Origin of the sequence: Cupriavidus sp. Agwp_2, from assembly GCF_040784895.1 — a bacterium.
In the GTDB taxonomy this organism is placed as follows: Bacteria; Pseudomonadota; Gammaproteobacteria; order Burkholderiales; family Burkholderiaceae; genus Cupriavidus.
Window position 1 is genome coordinate 2,505,495 of sequence record NZ_CP088083.1, and the last position, 20,570, is coordinate 2,526,064.

At 65.9% G+C, this 20,570-nt stretch carries 20 protein-coding genes; 3 read left to right on the forward strand and 17 right to left on the reverse strand.

Annotated elements, in window-relative coordinates; translation table 11 throughout:
- Nucleotides 1–17: 17 nt before the first annotated feature.
- The 13 genes from LPA45_RS11780 to LPA45_RS11840 all read right to left on the reverse strand — a co-directional run bounded on the left by LPA45_RS11780 (nt 18) and on the right by LPA45_RS11840 (nt 11,503).
- Entirely contained in the window at nt 18–1,505 is a 1,488-nt protein-coding gene (locus tag LPA45_RS11780; protein WP_116322239.1) for a DegQ family serine endoprotease, read from the reverse strand.
- Between the two features lie 129 nt (nt 1,506–1,634).
- Nucleotides 1,635–2,714, reverse strand: a complete 1,080-nt coding sequence (locus LPA45_RS11785; RefSeq protein WP_116322298.1) for a MucB/RseB C-terminal domain-containing protein — start codon at nt 2,712–2,714, stop codon at nt 1,635–1,637.
- A gap of 8 nt (nt 2,715–2,722) precedes the next feature.
- The gene (locus LPA45_RS11790; protein ID WP_116322240.1) at nt 2,723–3,346 is read right to left on the reverse strand and encodes a sigma-E factor negative regulatory protein; all 624 of its coding nucleotides are present in this window, start codon (nt 3,344–3,346) and stop codon (nt 2,723–2,725) included.
- Nucleotides 3,347–3,462: 116 nt separating this feature from the next.
- A complete protein-coding gene (gene rpoE, locus LPA45_RS11795) occupies nt 3,463–4,062 on the reverse strand; it encodes an RNA polymerase sigma factor RpoE (RefSeq protein ID WP_012353313.1) in 600 nt (199 codons plus the stop codon).
- 111 nt (nt 4,063–4,173) lie between these two features.
- Nucleotides 4,174–4,632 (reverse strand): hypothetical protein, encoded by a 459-nt coding sequence (locus LPA45_RS11800; RefSeq protein ID WP_317919876.1) that lies wholly within the window; start codon nt 4,630–4,632, stop codon nt 4,174–4,176.
- A gap of 67 nt (nt 4,633–4,699) precedes the next feature.
- On the reverse strand, nt 4,700–5,932 hold the full coding sequence (gene fabF / locus LPA45_RS11805; RefSeq protein WP_317919874.1) for a beta-ketoacyl-ACP synthase II: 1,233 nt from the start codon (nt 5,930–5,932) through the stop codon (nt 4,700–4,702).
- Nucleotides 5,933–6,117: 185 nt separating this feature from the next.
- A complete protein-coding gene (acpP, locus tag LPA45_RS11810; RefSeq protein ID WP_008644813.1) occupies nt 6,118–6,357 on the reverse strand; it encodes an acyl carrier protein in 240 nt (79 codons plus the stop codon).
- Between the two features lie 180 nt (nt 6,358–6,537).
- On the reverse strand, nt 6,538–7,287 hold the full coding sequence (gene fabG / locus LPA45_RS11815; RefSeq protein ID WP_317919872.1) for a 3-oxoacyl-ACP reductase FabG: 750 nt from the start codon (nt 7,285–7,287) through the stop codon (nt 6,538–6,540).
- Nucleotides 7,288–7,328: 41 nt separating this feature from the next.
- Nucleotides 7,329–8,258, reverse strand: coding sequence for an ACP S-malonyltransferase (gene fabD / locus LPA45_RS11820; protein ID WP_116322244.1), 930 nt, complete (start codon nt 8,256–8,258; stop codon nt 7,329–7,331).
- A 78-nt stretch (nt 8,259–8,336) separates the two neighbouring features.
- The gene (locus LPA45_RS11825) at nt 8,337–9,317 is read right to left on the reverse strand and encodes a beta-ketoacyl-ACP synthase III (protein ID WP_116322245.1); all 981 of its coding nucleotides are present in this window, start codon (nt 9,315–9,317) and stop codon (nt 8,337–8,339) included.
- Nucleotides 9,318–9,369: 52 nt separating this feature from the next.
- Nucleotides 9,370–10,449 carry a phosphate acyltransferase PlsX gene (plsX, locus tag LPA45_RS11830; RefSeq protein ID WP_116322246.1) on the reverse strand — a complete coding sequence of 360 codons (1,080 nt, stop codon included), beginning with the start codon at nt 10,447–10,449 and terminating at the stop codon, nt 9,370–9,372.
- A 163-nt stretch (nt 10,450–10,612) separates the two neighbouring features.
- The gene (rpmF, locus tag LPA45_RS11835; protein ID WP_029046300.1) at nt 10,613–10,792 is read right to left on the reverse strand and encodes a 50S ribosomal protein L32; all 180 of its coding nucleotides are present in this window, start codon (nt 10,790–10,792) and stop codon (nt 10,613–10,615) included.
- 120 nt (nt 10,793–10,912) lie between these two features.
- Entirely contained in the window at nt 10,913–11,503 is a 591-nt protein-coding gene (locus LPA45_RS11840; protein ID WP_317919866.1) for a DUF177 domain-containing protein, read from the reverse strand.
- Between the two features lie 195 nt (nt 11,504–11,698).
- On the opposite strand from LPA45_RS11840, the gene LPA45_RS11845 reads away from it, so the two are divergent.
- Together LPA45_RS11845 and LPA45_RS11850 are read left to right on the forward strand one after the other, a co-directional pair.
- The gene (locus LPA45_RS11845) at nt 11,699–12,298 is read left to right on the forward strand and encodes a Maf-like protein (protein ID WP_317919865.1); all 600 of its coding nucleotides are present in this window, start codon (nt 11,699–11,701) and stop codon (nt 12,296–12,298) included.
- Nucleotides 12,299–12,314: 16 nt separating this feature from the next.
- Nucleotides 12,315–13,046 carry an SAM-dependent methyltransferase gene (locus LPA45_RS11850; RefSeq protein ID WP_116322249.1) on the forward strand — a complete coding sequence of 244 codons (732 nt, stop codon included), beginning with the start codon at nt 12,315–12,317 and terminating at the stop codon, nt 13,044–13,046.
- Nucleotides 13,047–13,111: 65 nt separating this feature from the next.
- On the opposite strand, the gene LPA45_RS11855 is transcribed toward LPA45_RS11850, so the two are convergent.
- Genes LPA45_RS11855 through LPA45_RS11870 form a run of 4 tightly spaced genes read right to left on the reverse strand, consistent with a single transcriptional unit; the run spans nt 13,112 to nt 16,427 of the window.
- Entirely contained in the window at nt 13,112–14,287 is a 1,176-nt protein-coding gene (locus LPA45_RS11855) for a S49 family peptidase (protein ID WP_116322250.1), read from the reverse strand.
- A 55-nt stretch (nt 14,288–14,342) separates the two neighbouring features.
- A complete protein-coding gene (locus tag LPA45_RS11860) occupies nt 14,343–14,741 on the reverse strand; it encodes a Rieske (2Fe-2S) protein (protein WP_317919863.1) in 399 nt (132 codons plus the stop codon).
- A complete protein-coding gene (locus LPA45_RS11865) occupies nt 14,734–15,393 on the reverse strand; it encodes an HAD-IA family hydrolase (protein ID WP_116322252.1) in 660 nt (219 codons plus the stop codon). Before LPA45_RS11865 ends, LPA45_RS11860 begins: the two co-directional genes overlap by 8 nt.
- A 29-nt stretch (nt 15,394–15,422) precedes the next feature.
- The gene (locus tag LPA45_RS11870; protein ID WP_317919909.1) at nt 15,423–16,427 is read right to left on the reverse strand and encodes an RluA family pseudouridine synthase; all 1,005 of its coding nucleotides are present in this window, start codon (nt 16,425–16,427) and stop codon (nt 15,423–15,425) included.
- Between the two features lie 803 nt (nt 16,428–17,230).
- Between LPA45_RS11870 and LPA45_RS11875 the strand changes: the two genes are divergently transcribed.
- A complete protein-coding gene (locus tag LPA45_RS11875; RefSeq protein ID WP_317919862.1) occupies nt 17,231–20,383 on the forward strand; it encodes an Rne/Rng family ribonuclease in 3,153 nt (1,050 codons plus the stop codon).
- Nucleotides 20,384–20,570: the final 187 nt, after the last annotated feature.

Genomic DNA, 20,570 nt, shown 5'->3' on the forward strand with positions numbered 1-20,570 from the left:
CCATCGACGGTTGCGGATCAACGGCTGACGGTGGCACCGGGGCGCAGCGTCAGTACCTGGGTGGCATCGCCGCGCCGCACGAACACCGCGGCGATCCGGCTCTTGTCCAGCCCGCGCACCAGCTCGTTGAACTGGCGGGCGTTGGTCACGTCGGTATCGCCCAGGCGCAGGATGATATCGCCCGGACGGATTCCGGCGCGCAGCGCGGGGCCGTCGGCCAATTCGACTTCGACGCCCGACTTGAGCTTGAGCTCCTTCAGCCGTGCATCGGGCAGGTCGTTGACCACCAGACCCAGCGCATTAGGCTTGCTGGCTTGTGCGCTGTCTTCCTTGGGCGCCGCACTGCGGCTGGCGCGGGCCTTGCCGTCCGGCTCCAGTTCGGTGACGGTTATGGTGACCTCGCGGGTCGCGCCCTTGCGCCACAACTGCAGCGGCACGCGCGCGCCCGGCTTGGTATCGCCCACCAGGCGCGGCAGGTCCGAGGCGCGCTCGATATCGCGACCGTTGAACTTCAGGATGATGTCGCCGGCCTCGATCCCGGCCTTTTCGGCGGGGCCGCCCGGTTCGACACTGCCGACCAGCGCGCCGCGCGCACGGCCCAGCCCCAGCGAATCGGCCACTTCCTTGGTGACATCGCCGATCGCCACCGCGATGCGTCCGCGGGTCACGCGCCCGGCGGTCTTGAGCTGCTCCGACACGCGCATCGCCTCGTCGATCGGGATCGCGAAGGAAATGCCCATGTAACCGCCGCTGCGGCTGTAGATCTGCGAGTTGATGCCGATCACTTCGCCGCGCAGGTTGATCAGCGGGCCGCCCGAGTTGCCGGGGTTGACCGCCACGTCGGTCTGGATAAACGGCAGGTAGTCGCCGGTATCGCGGCCCTTGGCCGAGACGATGCCGGCGGTCACGCTATTATCCAGCCCGAACGGCGAGCCGATGGCCAGCACCCACTCGCCCGCGCGGACTTTTTCCGAATCGCCAAGCGGCAGGCGCGGCAGGTTGTTGGCCTCGATCTTCAGCAGCGCCACGTCGGTACGCTTGTCCGAGCCGATCAGCTTGGCCTTGAATTCGCGCTTGTCGGGCAGCGTCACGTAAATGGTTTCGGCATCGGCGACCACGTGCGCGTTAGTCATCACATAGCCGTCCTGGCTGATGATGAAGCCCGAGCCGACGCCGCGGCTCTGCTCTTCCTGCTGCGGCGGCTGGCCACGGCGCGGCGGCGTACCAGGCGACGGTGCGCCGGGCATGGGCACGCCGAAGAAGCGGCGGAAGAATTCGGCCATCTCATCGTCGTCGCCGGGCGCGCCGCCGCGCTGGCGCACGCGCTCGGTGGTGCGGATATTGACGACCGCGGGGCTGGCCTTTTCCACCAGGTCGGTGAAATCGGGCAGGTTGTAGTTGGCGGCGGCAGCCTGGGCGTGGCTGACTTCGGCCACGGTCGGACCGAACACCAACATGGCAGCCATGACCAGGGCGCGCGCCAGGGCTGGAGATCTGAAAGTCATCGACAACTCCCGGGATTCAGCGAAAGAAGAAAAACCGATACGATCCCGTGGCTGGGACCCCTCGCGCAGGTTTCATGGGCCGGCACCCGGAATGGGCATCCCGAGGCGCCGGCTGCACCCGCGTCAGGCTCAGTGTACCGCCTTGGGCGGTCGGTACTCTACGGCCGTCGCAAACTGGCGTACGGTGCTCGCCGGCACCTCTCCGACCACGGTGATCCAGTAGTCGGCGATCCGGCGCACCACGACCTGGGTCGCGCCGAGCGCAGCCACGCCCTCGCGGCGCACACGCTGCTCGGAAACCGGCTCGATGAAGACCGACAGGCCGGTCAGCCCGTCGCTGTAGACCACCTGCAGGACTTCGAATACCTGGCCGCGGTTGCTGCCCGGCGCCGAGGCGCGCAGCTCGCCCAGCGGACGGCGCACTTCGCGGATTTTCTGGAAACCCTTCAGCGGCACAGCGATCGTCCAGCCTTCGTCGGCGATATTGGTCGGCTGGTAGTTCACCTCATAGTGATTCCAGTTGCTGGCGCTCTTGATCGCAGCCAGGATGCGCTGCTTTTCAGACGGCACCCCGATCTGGACTTGCGAGAATGCCACTTGCTCCAGCACCTTGCCGCCATCGCCAACCGTCTGCGCACGCATCAGCAGGCCGGAATTCTTCTCGGCCCACAGGCGCACCGCATAGCGCGCGGCATCGTGCGGCTCCAGCGCAAACACCTCGCAATCCATGCCGGCAACCCGCTCCGCGGGCATCTTGCGCATGTCGTAGAGTTCCAGCACGTCGTTCTTGTTGGTGGCAAGCAGCGCCGGGAAGCGGTCCTTGGCTTCCTGCTTCTCGACCACCACCAGCTTGGCTTCCGGAATCAGGCTGTGCACCACGTCGTTCTGGCGCAGCACCTCGCGCGGCTTGCCATCCAGCGTTTCCAGGCGCTCGTACTCGTTGTTGACCAGGTCGCTGTAATGCTGGATGCGCGACGCATGCATGACGCTGCCGCGCTGGTAGATCAGCGTGCCCACGTAGTTCTCGCGTTGCGCCGCCTTGTGGATCTTGTTGAGCCACGCGGTGGCGTCGCGTCGGTTCAGCGTACTGTCCGTCGGCTGCGCGGTTGCCGCTGCAGCAGTCAGACACAAGGCCAGAAAAAGGGACCTACGCAGGGCCCCAATTCTCTGCGCGCCCGCTACATAGGCGGACGACCGTCCTTTATGCATGTCCGGCATTATTCCTGCGTATTTTCCTGAGAGAAGCTGGCGCCGTTGGCAACCGTGCGCATGGTCGGCACGAACGCATCCGTTGCCACCGAAGTGCGATGGGCACGCAGGTATTCGTCCAGTCGCGGGTCGCGGATCATCTGGGTGTCGGCCACGGTGACGATACCGGCAGCCGGCGCGGCTGCGGACGGTTCCGCGCGTGCCACCACGGCTTCGGGCGTCGCCAGGCCGGCGGGTCCGCGCATCTGCGGCACCACCACCCAGCTGACCGCCGCCACCGCCGCCGCGATCGCCGTACCCGGCAAGGCGCGGCGCACCCACGACGGCCTGACCAGCAGGCGGTGGCGGGCGCTGGCTTGCGCCACGGCCGGCACCAGCACGTGCGGCTCGGCTTCCAGGCGCGCGGAGAAACAAGAGAGGAAATCGGCGGTGGAGCCCGCGTGCGTCAGGTCTTCCGAGCGCAGCGCATCACCGATTAGCTGGTAGGTGCTCCAGTCCGCCATGCCGGCGTCGCTTTTCGCGAGATCGAGCACGGCATTGACTTCGTGCGGCGCCAGTTCGCCATCCATCAGAACGGAGATCTGCTCCGCTGCTTCCATTACATGAACCGACTGCTTATGAGCCTGACCCATTTCCCACCCCAAGACATTCCATTGAACACCGATAATCCCGTCTACTGCTGTCGCTTATCGATGCAGGAATAGGCTGCAACGCTGGCCGCACGACATTGTTCTTTGCTACCGAACCACTACCACCGCTTGCCCTCTGCCGTTCCCAGCAGCGGGCGCAATCTTTCGGCAATCGCCTCGCGCGCACGGAAGATCCGCGAGCGCACCGTGCCGATCGGACATCCCATCGCCTCCGCGATTTCCTCATAGCTGAGGCCCTCGATCTCGCGCAGGGTGATGGCGGTCCGCAATTCCTCCGGCAGTGCTTCCATCGCGCGGTTCACCGTCTCGGCGACCTGGCGCGTGTGGAGCATCGACTCCGGCGTATTGATATCCCTTAGTTGCTCACCGTCCGCAAAAGTTTCAGCCTCTTCCGCATCGATGTCGCTCGACGCTTCTGGCCGGCGGCCCTGGGTAGCCAGGTAGTTCTTGGCCGTGTTGACGGCGATCCGGTACAGCCACGTGTAGAAGGCCGACTCCCCGCGAAACTGGGGCAAGGCGCGATATGCCTTGATAAAGGCATCCTGCGCCACATCCTCGACTTCGGCGGGGTCCCTGACCAGGCGCGAGATCAGGCGAATGATCTTCCGATGGTATTTGGTCACCAGAAGTTCAAAGGCCCGCTTGTCGCCCTGCTGGACGCGTTCAACTAGGAGCTGATCGGCTTCGCGTTCGCTCACGTATGGCTCACCTGCAGTGTATCTCTTGGTTTGGTCGTCACGACAAACGTTGTATTTTACCTACGATTCTCCGCCCACTCCGTCGAGCAACGCGCACCCTGTGACCGTGAATTAACAAATTCGTTCCTTCGCGGCCGCTTCCGGTTGCACCTGCAGTGCAACTCTGGCGGCGCGTTGCAACCGCCGCGAGAGCTCCGGCGAACCGGCTTGCCAGGGGAGGAAGACGGCACCCGGCAGGCCGGGCGCGCTGGAGGCGAGGCGCAAGACAGCTGCGTCGCCTGCCTGCCAGAAGCCGGTGACCACAACTTCATGGCAACTGGCGCCGGGGGCTTCAATACGGATCCGCAGTGGTCCTTTGCCGTCGGGCGCCGGCAGCATCGCCGTGCAGCGCCAGCGCAATGCCTGCACCCATCGGAGCCAACTGCGCACAACGGCAGCGGCGGCAACCAAGGCCAGCAGCGCCAGCGCGCCATGCCACCACAGCATGCCGGCCGGGCTGGCGGCAACGGTGTCGGCCAACGCCGACGCGAGCAGCCCCACTGCCGCCGCCTCACCGACGCAGAACAACAACAGGGCCCACCGCAACCGGTGGACCCTGTCCCGGCGCAGCCCGCGCAGGGCCCGCCTCAACCACGGATCAGACGCGGCGGAAGACAAGCGTACCGTTGGTACCGCCGAAACCGAAGTTGTTCTTCACCGCAATGTCGATCTTCATCTCACGCGCCGTGTTGGCCACGTAGTCCAGGTCGCATTCCGGATCCTGGTTGTCGATGTTGATCGTCGGCGGCGACACCTGGTTGTGCACGGCCAGCACAGTGAAGACCGATTCCAGGCCGCCGGCGCCGCCCAGCAGATGGCCGGTCATCGACTTGGTCGAGTTCACCACCATCTTGTAGGCCTGGTCGCCGAATGCCGCCTTGATGGCATCGGATTCGTTCTTGTCGCCGAGCGGCGTCGACGTGCCATGCGCATTCAGGTAATGAACCTGATCCGCGTTGATGCCTGCGTCCTTCAGCGCGTTGACCATGCAGCGGCGCGGGCCGTCCATGTTCGGCGCCGTCATGTGGAACGCATCGCCGCTCATGCCGAAGCCGATCAGCTCGGCATAGATGCGCGCGCCGCGCGCCTTGGCCGACTCGTACTCTTCCAGCATCATCACGCCGGCGCCCTCGCCCAGCACGAAGCCGTCACGGTCCTTGTCCCACGGACGCGAGGCCGCTGCCGGGTCGTCGTTGCGGGTCGACAGCGCGCGGGCCGCGGCAAAGCCGCCAATGCCCAGCGGCGACACCGTCGACTCGGCGCCGCCCGCCAGCATGGCGTCGGCGTCACCGGCCTGGATCAGGCGAGCGGCAAGGCCGATGCTGTGCAGGCCGGTCGTGCACGCGGTCACGGCAGCCAGGTTCGGGCCCTTGATGCCGTGGATGATCGACAGGTGGCCGGCGATCATGTTGATGATCGAGCCCGGCACAAAGAACGGCGAAATGCGGCGCGGACCGCGCTCGGTCAGCACCGCTTTGGTGTCTTCGATCATCGGCAGGCCGCCGATGCCCGAGCCGACCAGTACGCCGATGCGCTCGGCGTTGGCTTCGGTCACTTCCAGGCCGCTGTCCTTCAGGGCCTGCGTACCCGCGGCGATGCCGTAATGGATAAACGTATCCATATTGCGGGCTTCCTTGGCCGGGATGTAATCCTCGGCATTGAAGCCCTTCACTTCACCGGCGAAGTGCACGGAAAGCGCGGAGTGATCGAATTTGGTAATGGTGGCGATGCCGGACTTGCCGGCTACCAGGTTGGCCCAGCCTTCGGCAACCGTGTTTCCGACCGGAGACACAAGGCCAAGCCCAGTGACGACGACGCGACGACGGCTCACTATGTTTTCCTACGGGTGCGTGAAGATGCAACGGAACGACGGATCAGCCTGCCACCGGCTCGCCGGCGGACAAACGCATTCCATTCTGCGTCTTCGAACAGACGAAAGCCACAGAAAACAGCAAGGCACGGCCGCGACGGCCCGCCCACCTGCCTTCTGTGGCTCGGAATTCAGATACGACGGGCTTAGGCCTTGACGTGCGCGGTGGCGTAGTCGATTGCCTGTTGCACGGTCGTGATCTTTTCGGCTTCCTCATCGGGAATTTCCATGCCGAATTCATCTTCCAACGCCATCACGAGTTCAACCGTGTCCAGCGAATCCGCACCGAGATCGTTCACGAACGAGGATTCGTTCTTGATGTCTGCCTCGGCCACGCCAAGCTGTTCTGCCACGATTTTCTTGACGCGTTGTTCGATATTGTCCATGTAACCCTCCAGGGAAGTTCGACAAAAAGTGGGCGCATTTTAGCAGGTTTGGGGCAACAGAAATGCCGCCTGCCAAGCTTTGCAAGAATCGCGCCCGTTTGGTTCGGAAAACTACGACTTCACTACGGCTTCAGGCAGCTTCTTCCGGCTTTTTCCGGAAAACCGCCAACCGAAAACCGGTTAATTCATGTACATCCCGCCGTTCACATGCAGTGTGGTGCCGGTGATATAGGCGGCTTGCGGACCGGCCAGAAAGGCCACCGCATTGGCGATATCCTCGGGCTGACCCAGGCGGCCCAGCGGGATCTGCTGCTTGAGCGAAGCATGCTGCTCTTCGGACAGCGCCTTGGTCATGTCGGTATCGATAAAGCCCGGCGCGACGCAGTTGACGGTCACGTTACGGCTGCCGATTTCCGCGGCCAGCGAACGGGTCATGCCGGCCACGCCCGCCTTGGCGGCCGAGTAGTTCATCTGCCCAGGGTTGCCGACCGAGCCGACCACCGAAGTGATATTGATGATACGGCCCTGGCGCGCCTTCATCATCGGGCGCAGCACCGCGCGCGACAGGCGGAATACCGAAGTCAGGTTGGTCTGGATGACCGCGATCCAGTCCTCGTCCTTCATGCGCATCGCCAGCTGGTCCTGCGTGATACCCGCATTGTTCACCAGCACGCCGATACCGCCGTGCGCCTTCACGATCTCGTCGATCAGGGCATCGCAAGCGGCCGCGTCATTGACGTTCAGCACCGCGCCCTTGCCCTTCAGGCCTTCGGCGCCGAGGTATTCCGTGATGCCGGCAGCACCGGACTCGCTGGTGGCCGTGCCGATCACGGTGGCGCCCTGGCGGGCCAGCTCCAGCGCGATGGCGCGACCGATGCCGCGCGAGGCGCCGGTGACCAGCGCAACCTGGTTATCGAGAAGTTTGGTCATGCAGAGTGTCCTTTCGTACTCTTTCGTGCTTTGTGCCTGGCTTATTTCAGCAGCGCCAGCGTGTCCTGCAGCGAGGCCGGATCGAAGATCGCGCCGCCGGTCAGGTTGCCGTCAATGCGCTTGGTCATGCCGGCCAGCACCTTGCCCGGGCCGCATTCGATCACGTGCGTGACGCCTTCGGCGGCAAGCTTCTGCACGCACTCGACCCAGCGCACCGGCGCCGCGGCCTGGCGCACCAGCGCGTCCTTGATCGCTTCCGGATCGTTGACGATCGCGACATCGACGTTGTTCACCAGCGGGATCGACGGCGCCGAGAACGCCACCCCGGCCATGCGCTCGCGCAGGCGGTCCGAAGCGGGCTTGAGCAGCGACGAGTGGAACGGCGCCGATACCGGCAGCGGCAGCGCGCGCTTGGCACCCTTGGCCTTGGCGATCTCGCATGCCTTCTCGACCGCGCCCTTGTGGCCGGCGATCACGACCTGCGACGGGGCGTTGAAGTTGACCGCTTCGACCACGCCGGCGGCAGCCGCCTCGGCGCACGCGGCACGGACGTCGTCATCGGACAGGCCCAGGATCGCAGCCATGCCGCCCTCGCCCACCGGCACGGCTTCCTGCATGGCCTGCGCGCGGAAACGCACCAGCGGCACCGCGTCGGCAAACGGGATCACGCCCGCGGCCACCAGCGCCGAGTACTCGCCCAGGCTGTGGCCCGCCACGAGTGCCGGGGCCGGGCCGCCGGCATCGAGCCACGCGCGGTAGACCGCCACGGCGGCGGTCAGCATCACCGGCTGCGTATTGGTGGTCAGGTTCAGCTCTTCGGAGGGACCCTCGGCGATCAGGCGGCCGAGATCCTGGCCCAGCGCGGCCGAGGCTTCTTCCACGGTGGCGCGCACGACGGCGTTATCCGCAAAGGCATTGAGCATGCCGACCGACTGCGAACCCTGGCCGGGAAATACGAAAGCGAATTTCATCGGATTGGAACCCTTTATGGAACGGGAAGCCGGCGCGGCGGCGCGCGGCATTGGCGCGCACCGGGCACCGGCTGCGAATTACATGCGCAGCAGAACCGCGCCCCAGGTAAAGCCGCCGCCGACGCCTTCCATCAGCACGGTCTGGCCGGGGCGGATGCGACCGTCGCGCACGGCGACGTCGAGCGCCAGCGGGATCGACGCGGCCGAGGTGTTGCCGTGCTCGTGCACGGTGGCGACCATGCGTTCGGCGGGCAGGCCCAGCTTCCTGGCGGTGCCCTGCATGATGCGGATATTGGCCTGGTGCGGGATCAGCCAGTCGACCTGCTCCGCCGAAAGGCTTGCCGCTTCCATGGCTTCACGCGCGACCTTGTCGAGCACGGTCACGGCGAGCTTGAACACGGCCTGGCCATCCATGTGCAGGAATGGGTTGCCGGTGATATTGCCGCCCGAGACATTGCCCGGCACGCACAGGATGTCGACGTGGCTGCCGTCCGAGTGCATCGCGCTCGACAGGATGCCAGGCTCCTCCGACGCGGTCAGCACGACTGCGCCGGCGCCATCACCGAACAGCACGCAGGTGGTACGGTCGTTGAAATCCAGGATGCGCGAAAACACCTCGGTGCCGATCACCAGCACGTTGCGGTGCGAGCCGCTGCGGATGAACTTGTCGGCCGTGGCCAGCGCATAGACAAAGCCCGAGCACACCGCCTGCAGGTCGAACGCCGCGCAGTGGTTGGTGATGCCCAGTTTTTGCTGCACCATGCACGCGGTGCTGGGAAACACGAAGTCCGGCGTCGAGGTGGCGACGATGATCAGGTCGATGCTCTGCCTGTCGATGCCGGCGGCCTCGATGGCCTGCTCGGCTGCCTTGACGGCCAGATCGCTGCTGGTTACGTCGGGCTCGGCCCAGTGGCGCGCCGAGATACCGCTGCGCGAGACGATCCACTCGTCACTGGTCTCGATGCCCTTTTCGGCAAGCTGCGCCGCCAGATCATGGTTGGTCACGCGCCGCGGGGGCAGGTAGCTCCCGGTACCGATGATTTTTGCGTACTTGGTCATGTAGTGTCGGATCGTATGGACCGCAGTTCCCGCTGGCCGGCGCGCAAGGCGCTCAGGCGGCGTGGGTGCTGGGATGCGCGCTGGGCGCGTCTGTCTCCGGGGCGGTCTGCGCCACGCCAGCGGCGCTGGACTTATCGGCGAAAGCCCGTGCGATACGGGGAATCACGCCATTCTTGGCGGCATCATACCCGCGTTTGATAGCCCACTCAAAAGAATGGGCATCAGCCGAACCGTGGCTCTTGATCACAAGGCCGCGCAGGCCCAGCAGCGACGCACCGTTATAGCGCGCCGGATCGAGCCGCTTGGCCAGCCGCGACAGCACCGGCATGGCCACGGCCGCGAGCAGTTTGGTGAACCACGAGCGGGTGAATTCTTCCTTGATCATGCCGCCGATCATCTTGGCGAGGCCCTCGGTACTCTTGAGCGCCACATTGCCGACAAAGCCGTCACAGACGACGATATCGGTCGTTCCCTTGAAGATGTCGTTGCCTTCCACGTTTCCGTAGAAATTGAGCTCGGAAGCGCGCAGCAGTTCGCCGGCACGCTTGACCACCTCGTTGCCCTTGATGACTTCCTCGCCGATGTTCAGCAGGCCGACGGTCGGGCGTTCCTTATGGTCCACCACGGCCACCATGGCCTCGGCCATGCGGGCGAACTGCAGCAGGTGCTCGGGTTCGCAGTCGGCGTTGGCGCCGAGATCCAGCACGGTGGTGCCCCAGCCTTCCTGGTTCGGGATGGTGGTGGCAATGGCCGGCCGCTCGATGCCCTCAAGCGTTTTCAGCACATAGCGCGACACCGCCATCAGCGCGCCGGTGTTGCCGGCGGAGATGCAGGCGCCGGCCTGGCCTTCCTTGACCTGAGTGACGGCCACGCGCATGGAAGAATCCTTCTTCTTGCGCAGCGCCACCTCGACCGGGTCATCCATGGTGATGACCTCGGTAGCCTCGACGATGCACACACGCGGATGATCCAGAGCATGCAGCTTTTTCAGCTGCGCCCGGATAGCGTCCGGCAGGCCCACCAGCACCATCTCGGCATCGTCGTGGCGGGAAAGAAAACTGATCGCCGCGGGCACGGTCACGGACACGCCGTGGTCGCCGCCCATGCAGTCGATAGCGATTTTGATCGTCATTGTTCCTGGTACGGATAGCGCAGCGGCGCACACCACGCCCGGTGGTTATCCCGAGCGCCCAACAAAAAAGCGGCAACGATCTTGCCGCTTTTTTGTGTCTGACCGTCTTGTGTCCGACTTACAGGCATGCGCGAGCGAGACGCAATGTCACGCCACGAAGCTATCAGTCGTTCTTGGTCTTGATGACCTTGCGGCCACGGTAGTAGCCGTTCGGGCTGACGTGGTGACGCAGGTGGGTTTCGCCGGTGGTCGGCTCGACGGCCAGCGGGGCGACCGTCAGGTGGTCGTGCGAGCGATGCATGCCGCGCTTGGACGGCGACTTCTTGTTCTGTTGAACAGCCATGATGACTCCTTCGAGAATTTTTCAATATTAACACACGCATCCCGCCCAAGGCGTAGCCGGGGCCCGGCCGGATGCTTCATCAACTACCACCTGCGGAACGCTGCAATCGGCCGGTTGGCCTCAGTGCTTGTTCTTCAGGCCGGCCAGCGCCGCAAAGGGCGACGGCCGCTTTTCTTCCTCTGGCTCAGCTTCGGGCTGGGCCTCGCCGTCCTTGCCGGTCACGAGGCTCTCGTGCACCGACGGGCAGGCGTCATGCTTGGGGGCCACCGGCAGCGCCAGCAGCACCTCATCTTCAATCAGTTCCAGCAGCGAAAAGTGCTTGGAGCCGGCGATCACGTCGACATCGTCGTCGTCCATCGGCGCGGCATCTGCCGCTTCTTCGCTTTCCACTACCTCGAAGCGCGTGGCCGTTTCGATTGGCTCGGCGTAGGGCGTCAGGCAGCGCTGGCAATCCAGCCACATCCGGCCCTTGACGGTCACATCGAGGAACAGCCGCCGCGCCACCGTGGCGCCCGGCTCGGCCGCCTCTTCGCGCACGAAGCCAGTGGCCGTATAGGCAAACGTCTCTTCGGGTGCCGAGGCTGGCGCTTGCGCCGCGGTCTCGGCTAAGATGCGCGGCAAATCCCGCACCGCCACGTCGCCGTTCAGGCTTTCGCTCTTGCGGCAGAACGCGAAGAGATCGAGCGCGCGCAGGTCAATTGGCTGGGTCATGTGCGTGGCTCCGGTCGTATTGCAATGACTGGCTCGCCACATTCCACGCCTGTGCTGACTGCGGCCGCGCACATCGGCGGCACAGCGCCCAGGTGAGGATGCGGCAAAACGTGCGATTATACGACGTAAACCTTGTGGAGGTCAAAGGTCTTGCCAGGCAAACCTTGCCTCATTCCTGTTACGCTTCAATCACTTATGCATCAACACCCCCGCCCCAGGCTGATCCTCGGCTCCGGCTCACCCTACCGCCGCGAGTTGCTCGAGCGGCTGCGCATCCCCTTCGAAGTGGCCACCCCGGACATCGACGAAACCCCGCTTGCCGGCGAAACGCCGGAGGCAACCGCCCTGCGCCTGTCGCAACGCAAGGCCGAGGCCATCATGGCGCGGCACCCGGGTGCACTGGTGATCGGCTCGGACCAGGTGCTGACACTGGACGGGGCGCAGATGGGCAAGCCCGGCACGCACGACAAGGCCGTGGCGCAACTGCGCCGCATGCGCGGGCGTACCGCCACCTTCCACTCGGCGCTATGCCTGCTGGACGGTCGCACCGGCACCGTGCAACTGGCCGACGTGCAGACCCGCGTGACCATGCGCGACCTGAGCGATGCCGAGATCGAAACCTACCTGCAGCTGGAACGTCCCTATGACGTGGCGGGCAGCGCCAAGTCCGAAGGACTGGGCATCACGCTGCTCGAGCGCGTCGAGTCCGACGACCCCACGGCGCTGGTCGGACTGCCGCTGATCGCGCTGACCGGCATGCTGCGCCAGGCCGGCTACCCGCTGCTCGCGGCATGACGCACCGGAACTAACCATGAGCGGCAACCTTTTCCTGATTCCCAATACCCTCGGCAAGCGCGACGAAGCCGATCCGCTGGCCGAAGTCATTCCCGCCGGCGTGCAGCAGATCGCAGCCAGCCTCGACTACCTGGTCGCCGAAAACGCCAAGACCGCCCGTGCATTCCTGAAGAAGCTGGGCGAAACCACCCCGCTGGCACGCCCGATCCAGCAGATCGAGATCCGCGAGCTGAACGTCAACACGCGGGCCGATGCGCTGGCCGAACTGCTCGCGCCGATCCAGGCCGGCCGCGACGGCGGCCTGCTGTCCGAAGCCGGCGTGCCAGCAGTGGCGGACCCCGGCGCCGAGTTGGTGCGGCTGGCGCATGCGCGCGGCATCCGGGTGCGCCCGCTGGTCGGGCCCAGCTCAATCCTGCTGGCGGTGATGGGCTCGGGCCTGAACGGCCAGAGCTTTGCCTTCAACGGCTACCTGCCGGTTGATGCCAACGAGCGCGCGCAGCGGCTGCGGGAGCTGGAACAGCGCTCGCGCAAGTCCAGCCAGACGCAGGTGTTCATCGAAACGCCGTACCGCAACGCGGCGCTGCTCGAAGCGATGCGCCAGCATTGCGCCGGCACCACGCTGCTGTCGGTGGCGGTGGACCTGACGCTGCCGACCGAAACCATCGTCACGCTGCCACTGTCGGCCTGGCGCGCGGACCGGATCGAGCTGCACAAGCGGCCGGCGATCTTTTCGCTGCTGGCCGCCTGAGCACGCCGGCAAATGCAGAAAGGGGCGCAATGGCGCCCCTTTTTCACCTGGCCAATCGATGCGCCTCAGTGCATGCCCTGCATGCGCGTGCTCCACAGCATGGTCTTCATCGCCGCGGTGCCGACCGCGGCACCGAAGCGCTTGGCCACGCGCTCGGCGATGTTCTCCCTGACCGTATAGTCGACGATATCCTCGGCCTTGAGCACGTCGCGTGCGACGGAATCGGCAGTCCCTAACGCGTCGGCCAGGCCCAGTTCGATGCTGCGCTCGCCCGACCAGAACAGCCCGGAGAACAGATCCGGATCGTCCTTGAGCCGGTCGCCCCGGCCTTCCTTCACCACGTCGATGAACTGCTCGTGGATTTCCTTGAGCATCGTCTCAGCGTAGGCCTTCTGCCTGGGCACCTGCGGCGAGAACGGGTCGAGCATTCCCTTGTTGGACCCCGATGTGTACAGCCGACGCTCCACACCCAGCTTGTCCATCAGGCCGGTAAAGCCGAAACCATCCATCAGCACGCCGATCGAGCCGACGATGCTGGCCTTGTCGACATAGATCTTGTCGGCCGCCGCAGCCACGTAATAGCCACCCGAGGCACAGATTTCCTCGATCACCACATAGAACGGCTTGGACGGATAGAGCCCGCGCAAACGGTGGATCTCGTCATTGATGATCCCGGCCTGCACCGGCGAGCCACCCGGCGAGTTGATCTTGAGGATCACGCCGGCGGCATTGGCGTCGGCGAAGGCCGCCTGCAGCGAAGCATTGATCGATTCGGCGCTGGCCGGCGTACCGGCTGAAATCTCGCCCTCCAGCGTGACCATTGCGGTATGGCGGCCGGACGTGTTGATGCCGTCGCCCTTGAAATCGAACAGCGCGATGAAGATCAGCGCCAGCAGGCCCAGCCCGACGAAGCGGAAGAAGATGCGCCAGCGGCGTGCGGCGCGCTGCTCGCGCAGCGATGCCGTCAGCACCTTTTCCAATACCTCGCGCTCCCAGCCCGCCGCGCCCACCGGTCCGCTGCCGGCCGCTCGCGCATCCCCAGCCATGCGGGCCTTGCGTTCACGCTGCTCGCGCCGCGCCGCATCGTCGCCGGCGCGCAACTCGTGGTCCAGTGGATAGTCGGCCTGCTTCGCGGTGACCAGGCGTTCGGACTCGGGCCGGTTCGCATTGTCCTGCCCAGGTTCACGCGATTCGTCCGATGTTCCCGGTTGACCATTAGGCGGCTTCTGTTCTTCTGTCATGCAACTCGCTCGTGGAAAGCTTGGAAACACAATGGGCGGCCATGCCGCCCGTCATTCAGGCGCCGTCCGCTTGCGCGGCGGCGCGGTACGGACCTTCAGGCAACCAGAAGACCTGGCCATCGCGCTCTTCTATGCGCAGCTTGGCCAGCGCCGCGCCGCGGCAGGGACCGCCGACGCATTCGCCGCTATCCGGTGCATAAACCGCGCCATGTGTGGCGCACATCAAGTATAGGCCCGAGCTATCGAAGAACCGCCCCTCCTGCCAGTCCAGTTCCATCGGCACATGCGCGCACTGGTTGAGGTAGCCATGCGCGGCGCCGTCGAACCGCACCACGAAGGCACCGATCTCGCGGCTATCCAGCGCCACCGAGAAGCGCACCCCCAGCCCGCCCTCTTCCAGGTCTGCCGCGGCGCAAAGCCGCACCGGCCCCTGGCTGGCAGCGGCCTCAGGCATGGGCCAGCAACCAGTCGGTCAGGTCGGCGATCGACGAGGCGCAATGCACCGGCGCCATCGCCCGCAGCGAGTCGCCCGGATGTGCACCATAACACACACCAATCCCGGCAGCACCAGCATTGACCGCCATCTGCAGGTCATGGGTGGTGTCGCCCACCATCACCGTGCGCTCCATGTCCTGGCCCAGTTCGCGCGTCAGTTCCTGCAGCATGGCCGGATGCGGTTTGGAGAAGGTCTCGTCGGCACAGCGGGTGGCGTCAAAGAGCTGGGTCAGGCCGCTGGCGGCCAGCGCGCGCTGCAGGCCGACGCGGGTCTTGCCGGTGGCGACACCAAGGAAGTAATGCTCTCGGCGCAGCGTTTCCAACATCTCGCGCACGCCGTCGAACAGCACGAGGTCGGCGTCGCGGGTCAGGAAGTGGTAGCGATAGCGCTCCGCGAGGCGCGGGTAGTCGACGGGGTCAAGCGTGGGCACGGCGTACGACAAGGCATCCTTCAGCCCCAGCCCGATCACATGGCTGGCCGCGCTGTCGTCCGGCACGGGCAGGCCCAGGTCGCGGCTGGCAAGCTGGATGCACTTGGCAATGGTCGGGGTCGAGTCCATCAGTGTCCCGTCCCAGTCGAATACGATCAGGTCAAACTGTTGCCTGGCCATGGTTGTCCTTTGGCGTGAATTGCGCAGCCCTACTCCGGAGCACGCAGTTGTCGCAATTGTTGCAGGAATCCGACGCATTCGTCCGGCAACGGCGCCTCGACGGTCAGCGGCGCGCCCGTTGCCGGGTGGATAAACACCAGCCGATGGGCGTGCAGGAACATGCGCTTGATGCCCGGCTTCGCCGCGGAGCGCGCCAGCGACTTGTTCAGCGCGAAATCACCGTACTTTTCGTCGCCGACGATCGGGAATCCCGAATGGGCCAGGTGAACGCGGATCTGGTGCGTCCGGCCGGTCTTGAGCTCCGCTTCCAGCAAGGTAAAACCGGAAAACGCCTCGACCCGGTTGAACACCGTGTGCGAAGCCAGGCCGTCGGCCTGGACCCGTACGCGCCGCTCCCCGTCTGCCGTGGTGTACTTATATAGAGGCAGCTTCACATGCTGCCGCGAATTCGGGAATTCGCCGGCCACGCAGGCGAAATACCGCTTGTCCATGCTGTTGCCGCGGATCTGCTCATGCAGGTGGACCAGCGCCGAGCGCTTCTTGGCCAGCATCAGGATGCCCGAGGTCTCGCGGTCGAGGCGGTGCACCAGCTCCAGGAACTTGGCCTGCGGCCTGGCCTGGCGCAACTGCTCGATCACACCGAAGGCAACGCCCGAGCCGCCATGCACCGCCACGCCGGCGGGCTTGTTCACCACCAGTAGCTGAGCATCCTCGAACAGCACCGGGAATTCGCTGGCTGGCACGGGCTGCGCCCCGGCGGATTGAGACGGAGTCGCCACACGCATCGGGGGAATTCGCACCACGTCGCCTGATTGCAGGCGATAAGTGGCATCGATACGCCCCTTGTTGACCCGCACCTCGCCCGACCGCAATACCCGGTAGATATGGCTCTTGGGTACGCCCTTGGCCACCTTCAGCAGGAAGTTGTCGATGCGCTGGCCTTCAGAGCCTTCATCGATCGTGACATACGCCACCTGCGGGCTTGCCGGCGCTACATCGGCAGGCTTTTCAATTTGATGGCGTAACTCATTCATTTTCAATATAATTTCCTCGCTGTTCCGGCCGGGGGCCGGCAGCGCAAGACCTGTGTAAGCGATCAATCCCGTGATTAATCTTGGATTGACCGCATTCTACACTTGGGGTCGCCGCCAACCCGGCCCGTCTTCCGCCCTGCGCCGCTTCATTGCGTGATCCGCGCGGGCGCCAGACAACCAAATGGCGGTAAAAGCAGCACGCACGATATCGCCGGCACGCAGGAAGTCGCCCAAAGGAGGCTTCGGCGCAGCAGGCGATGACGTGGGAACAGAGTGTTCAGGTAAAACAGAATTTAAGAGTGGATGCCCCGTAGGCATCCGCTTCGGTGAGAGAAGTCCCGCCTGCACCGGGAAACGGTGCCGGCCGGCAGGCCAGCCTGCCGCCTGACTGGAAATACCGGCGCCCGGTCGCAGAACTCCAAGAAGTAGTAGGTGCGCCCGCCAGGAGATGTCAGGCAGCATTGGCAGCCTTGCCGTGTCCGAAAAATTTGCTCTTTGACGCGTCTAGGCCTTCCGCGGTCCGGCCGCGATGCCGCCGGCGCCAGTTGCGCCGCTGCCCAGCATCGCCTCCGGAACGGGAACGCGCCAGTGTCTGCCAGAGCAGCCGCCGGCGTCCTCTCCCGCCCCACGGACGTTACCCCGACGTCATCGCCTCTCTTTCACCCGCGCCCAGCCGCTCGCCTTCGCGCGAAACGGCGCTTTCCGGCAATTCTCGCGCCTTCGCTCGCTCCCTCGCGTGCTCCATGGATCGCCGCGGACACCGCCCAGACGGTGCAACCGCGGCTCTGGAGTGAGGTATTGCGATGAAACGCATGCTGTTCAACGCGACGCAACAGGAGGAATTGCGCGTCGCCATCGTCGACGGTCAGAAACTGATCGATATCGACATCGAGACTGCCGGGCGCGAACAGCGCAAGGGCAATATCTACAAGGGTGTCATCACCCGTATCGAACCCTCGCTGGAAGCCTGCTTCGTCAACTATGGCGAAGAGCGCCACGGCTTCCTGCCGTTCAAGGAAGTTGCCCGCGCCTTCTTCAAGGAAGGCATCGACGTGCGCAACGCGCGCATCCAGGATGCCCTGCATGAAGGCCAGGAACTGATCGTCCAGGTCGAGAAGGAAGAGCGTGGCAACAAGGGCGCGGCCCTGACCACCTTCATCTCGCTGGCCGGCCGCTATCTGGTGCTGATGCCCAACAACCCGCGCGGCGGCGGCGTGTCGCGCCGCATCGAGGGCGAGGACCGCCAGGAACTGCGCGAGACCATGTCGCAGCTGACGGTGCCGGAAGGCATGAGCATCATCGCCCGGACCGCGGGCATCGGCCGCTCGGCCGAGGAACTGCAGTGGGACCTGAACTACCTGCTGCAACTGTGGAAGGCCATCGACGGCGCCGCCGGCGACAACAAGGCTCCGCTGCTGATCTACCTGGAATCGAGCCTGGTCATTCGCGCCATCCGCGACTATTTCCAGCCGGATATCGGCGAGATCCTGATCGATACCGACGAGATCTACGAACAGGCCCGCGCCTTCATGAGCGTGGTGATGCCTGACAACATGAACCGCGTGAAGAAGTACCGGGACGACGTGCCGCTCTTCTCGCGCTTCCAGATCGAACACCAGATCGAGTCGGCCTACTCGCGCATGGTGATGCTGCCCTCGGGCGGCGCCATCGTGATCGACCACACCGAGGCGCTGGTCTCCGTGGACGTGAACTCCGCCCGCGCCACCAAGGGCGCCGACATCGAGGAAACCGCGCTGCGCACCAACCTCGAGGCCGCCGACGAAATCGCCCGCCAGCTGCGCCTGCGCGACCTGGGCGGCCTGATCGTCATCGACTTCATCGACATGGAGTCGGGCAAGGCCCAGAAGGACGTGGAAACGCGCCTGAAGGATGCGCTGCGCCACGACCGCGCCCGCGTGCAGATGGGCAAGATCAGCCGTTTCGGGCTGATGGAGCTGTCGCGCCAGCGCCTGCGCCCGTCGCTGTCGGAGGGCTCGCACATCACTTGCCCGCGCTGCAATGGCACCGGCCATATCCGCGATACCGAATCGTCCGCCCTGCAGGTGCTGCGCATCATCCAGGAAGAGGCGATGAAGGAAAACACCGCCGCCATCCACTGCCAGGTGCCGGTGGAGGTTGCTGCCTTCCTGCTGAACGAGAAGCGCCAGGAAATCAACCTGATCGAGCTGCGCTTCAAGGTCAACGTGCTGCTGATCCCGAACAAGCACCTGGAAACGCCGCACTACAAGCTGGAGCGCCTGCGCCACGACGACCCGCGCCTGGAAGACAGCACCGCCAGCTACAAGATGGCCGAGGCTGCCGCCAAGGAACTGGAAGCCGACACCAGCTACAGCAGCCGCCGCAAGGAAGAAGCCAAGCCGCGCCAGGAAGCCGCGGTCAAGGGCATCACGCCGGAACAGCCGGCACCGGTCTCCGTGCCGCGCCCCGAGCGCGCCCCGCGTCCGGAAGCTGCTCCGGCAGCCCCGCCCGTCCCGGCGACCAAGCCGGTGGAAGCCGGCGGCTTTATCGCCTGGCTGAAGGGCCTGTTCGGCGCGCGTCCTGCGCCTGCGCCGGTGGTTGAGCCGGCCAAGCCGGTGGCGGCCGCCGAAAGCCGCGGCGCCGAAGGCCGCCGCGAGCGCGGCCAGCGCGGCGAAGGCCGTGGCCAGCGTGGCGAACGTGGTGAACGTGCCGAGCGCGGTGAACGTGCCGAGCGCGGCGAGCGTGGCGAGCGCCAGGAACGCGGCGACCGCCAGCCGCGCGGACAGCGCGCCGAGCGTGGTGAGCGCGCCGAGCGCCAGCAAGGCGAGCGTGGCGAACAGCGCGAAGGCCGTGGCGAGCGCCAGGGCCGCCAGCCGCGCCAGCAAGAAGGCCAGGCCACCCCGGCCGTCGCCCGCCAGGCTGAAACCGCTCAGGGTGAACGTGCCCAGGGTGAACGTGCTCAGGGCGAGCGCGCCGAAGCCCGCCAGGAAGGCCGCCGCGAGCGCAGCCAGGAACGCCGTGAACGCCTGCGTGACCGCCAGCGCGAGCGCAGCGACCTGCGTGAAGCCGAGGCCGGCGAAGCGCCGCAGCCGGAAGCCGTAGCCGCCGCCCAGGCCCTGGGCGTGCTGCCGCAAGCCGCCGCAGACGAAGTGCCGGCCGTTCGCGCCGAACTGCCGGAAGGTGCTGAAGAGTTCGCAGACGCCGCCGACGGCGAGGAACGCCGCCGCCGCAACCGCCGCGGCCGCAACCGCTATCGCCGCGAGCGCGACGAGACCGGCCAGGGCGCGCAAGGTGAAGGCGAAGCCGCCCTGGAAGGCGCTGCTGAGTCCGAAGACATCGCTCCGGCGACCACCCAGGCGGCGCCGCAAGCAGCACCCCAGGCGGCCCCGCAAGCTGAACCGGCACCGCAGGCAGCTGTCGTTGTTGCCGCCGCGGAAAGCGTCGAAGCGATCCGCATCGCCGTGCCGGAAGACGTGACGCCGGCCCCGGCAGCGGAACCGGCACCGGTAGCCGCACCCCAGGCCGTGCCCGTGGCCGAGCCCGCCCCGGCCGCCGTGGCCGTGCAGGCGGAAGCTCCCGCAGCAGTGACCGAGGCTATCGCCGCCGAAGCCGCTCCCGAACCGGTCGTGGCCGCAGCAGTGGAACCCGCCCCTGCCGTTGCCGCGCCCGCCGCGGAGCCGGCCGCCGCGCCTGCCCAGGTGGCCCAGGCTGCACCGGCAGCGTCCGCTACCCCGGCCGCTACCCCGGCCGCTGCGCCGGTCGCGATGGAAAGCCTCGAGCCGATGCTCGCGGGCGCCGGCCTGCAATGGGTCCACACCGATGCCGACAAACTGCGCTCGGCCCAGGAAGCCGCTGCCCGCATCGCGCCGGCGCCGCGCGTGCCGCGCGAGCGCAAGCCGCTGCCGCCGCTGCCTCAGGGACCGATGATCCTGGTCGAGACCAAGGGCCGCGAAGTGGAAATGGCGTCGCAGCAGTAAGCCTGGTTTGGGTGCCGCCGCTGGCACCCACGCCGCGGCAGAAGGGACAGCCCAAGGGACAGCCTTGGCTGTCCCTTTTTTTTATGCACGGCAAATCCCCGCGATGCGGGGGAATGCGGCTCCCCGGGCGCCCACTCGGCTAGAATGGCAGCAAATGCATCCGGGCTCCCGGAGTCCCCCGGCCTGG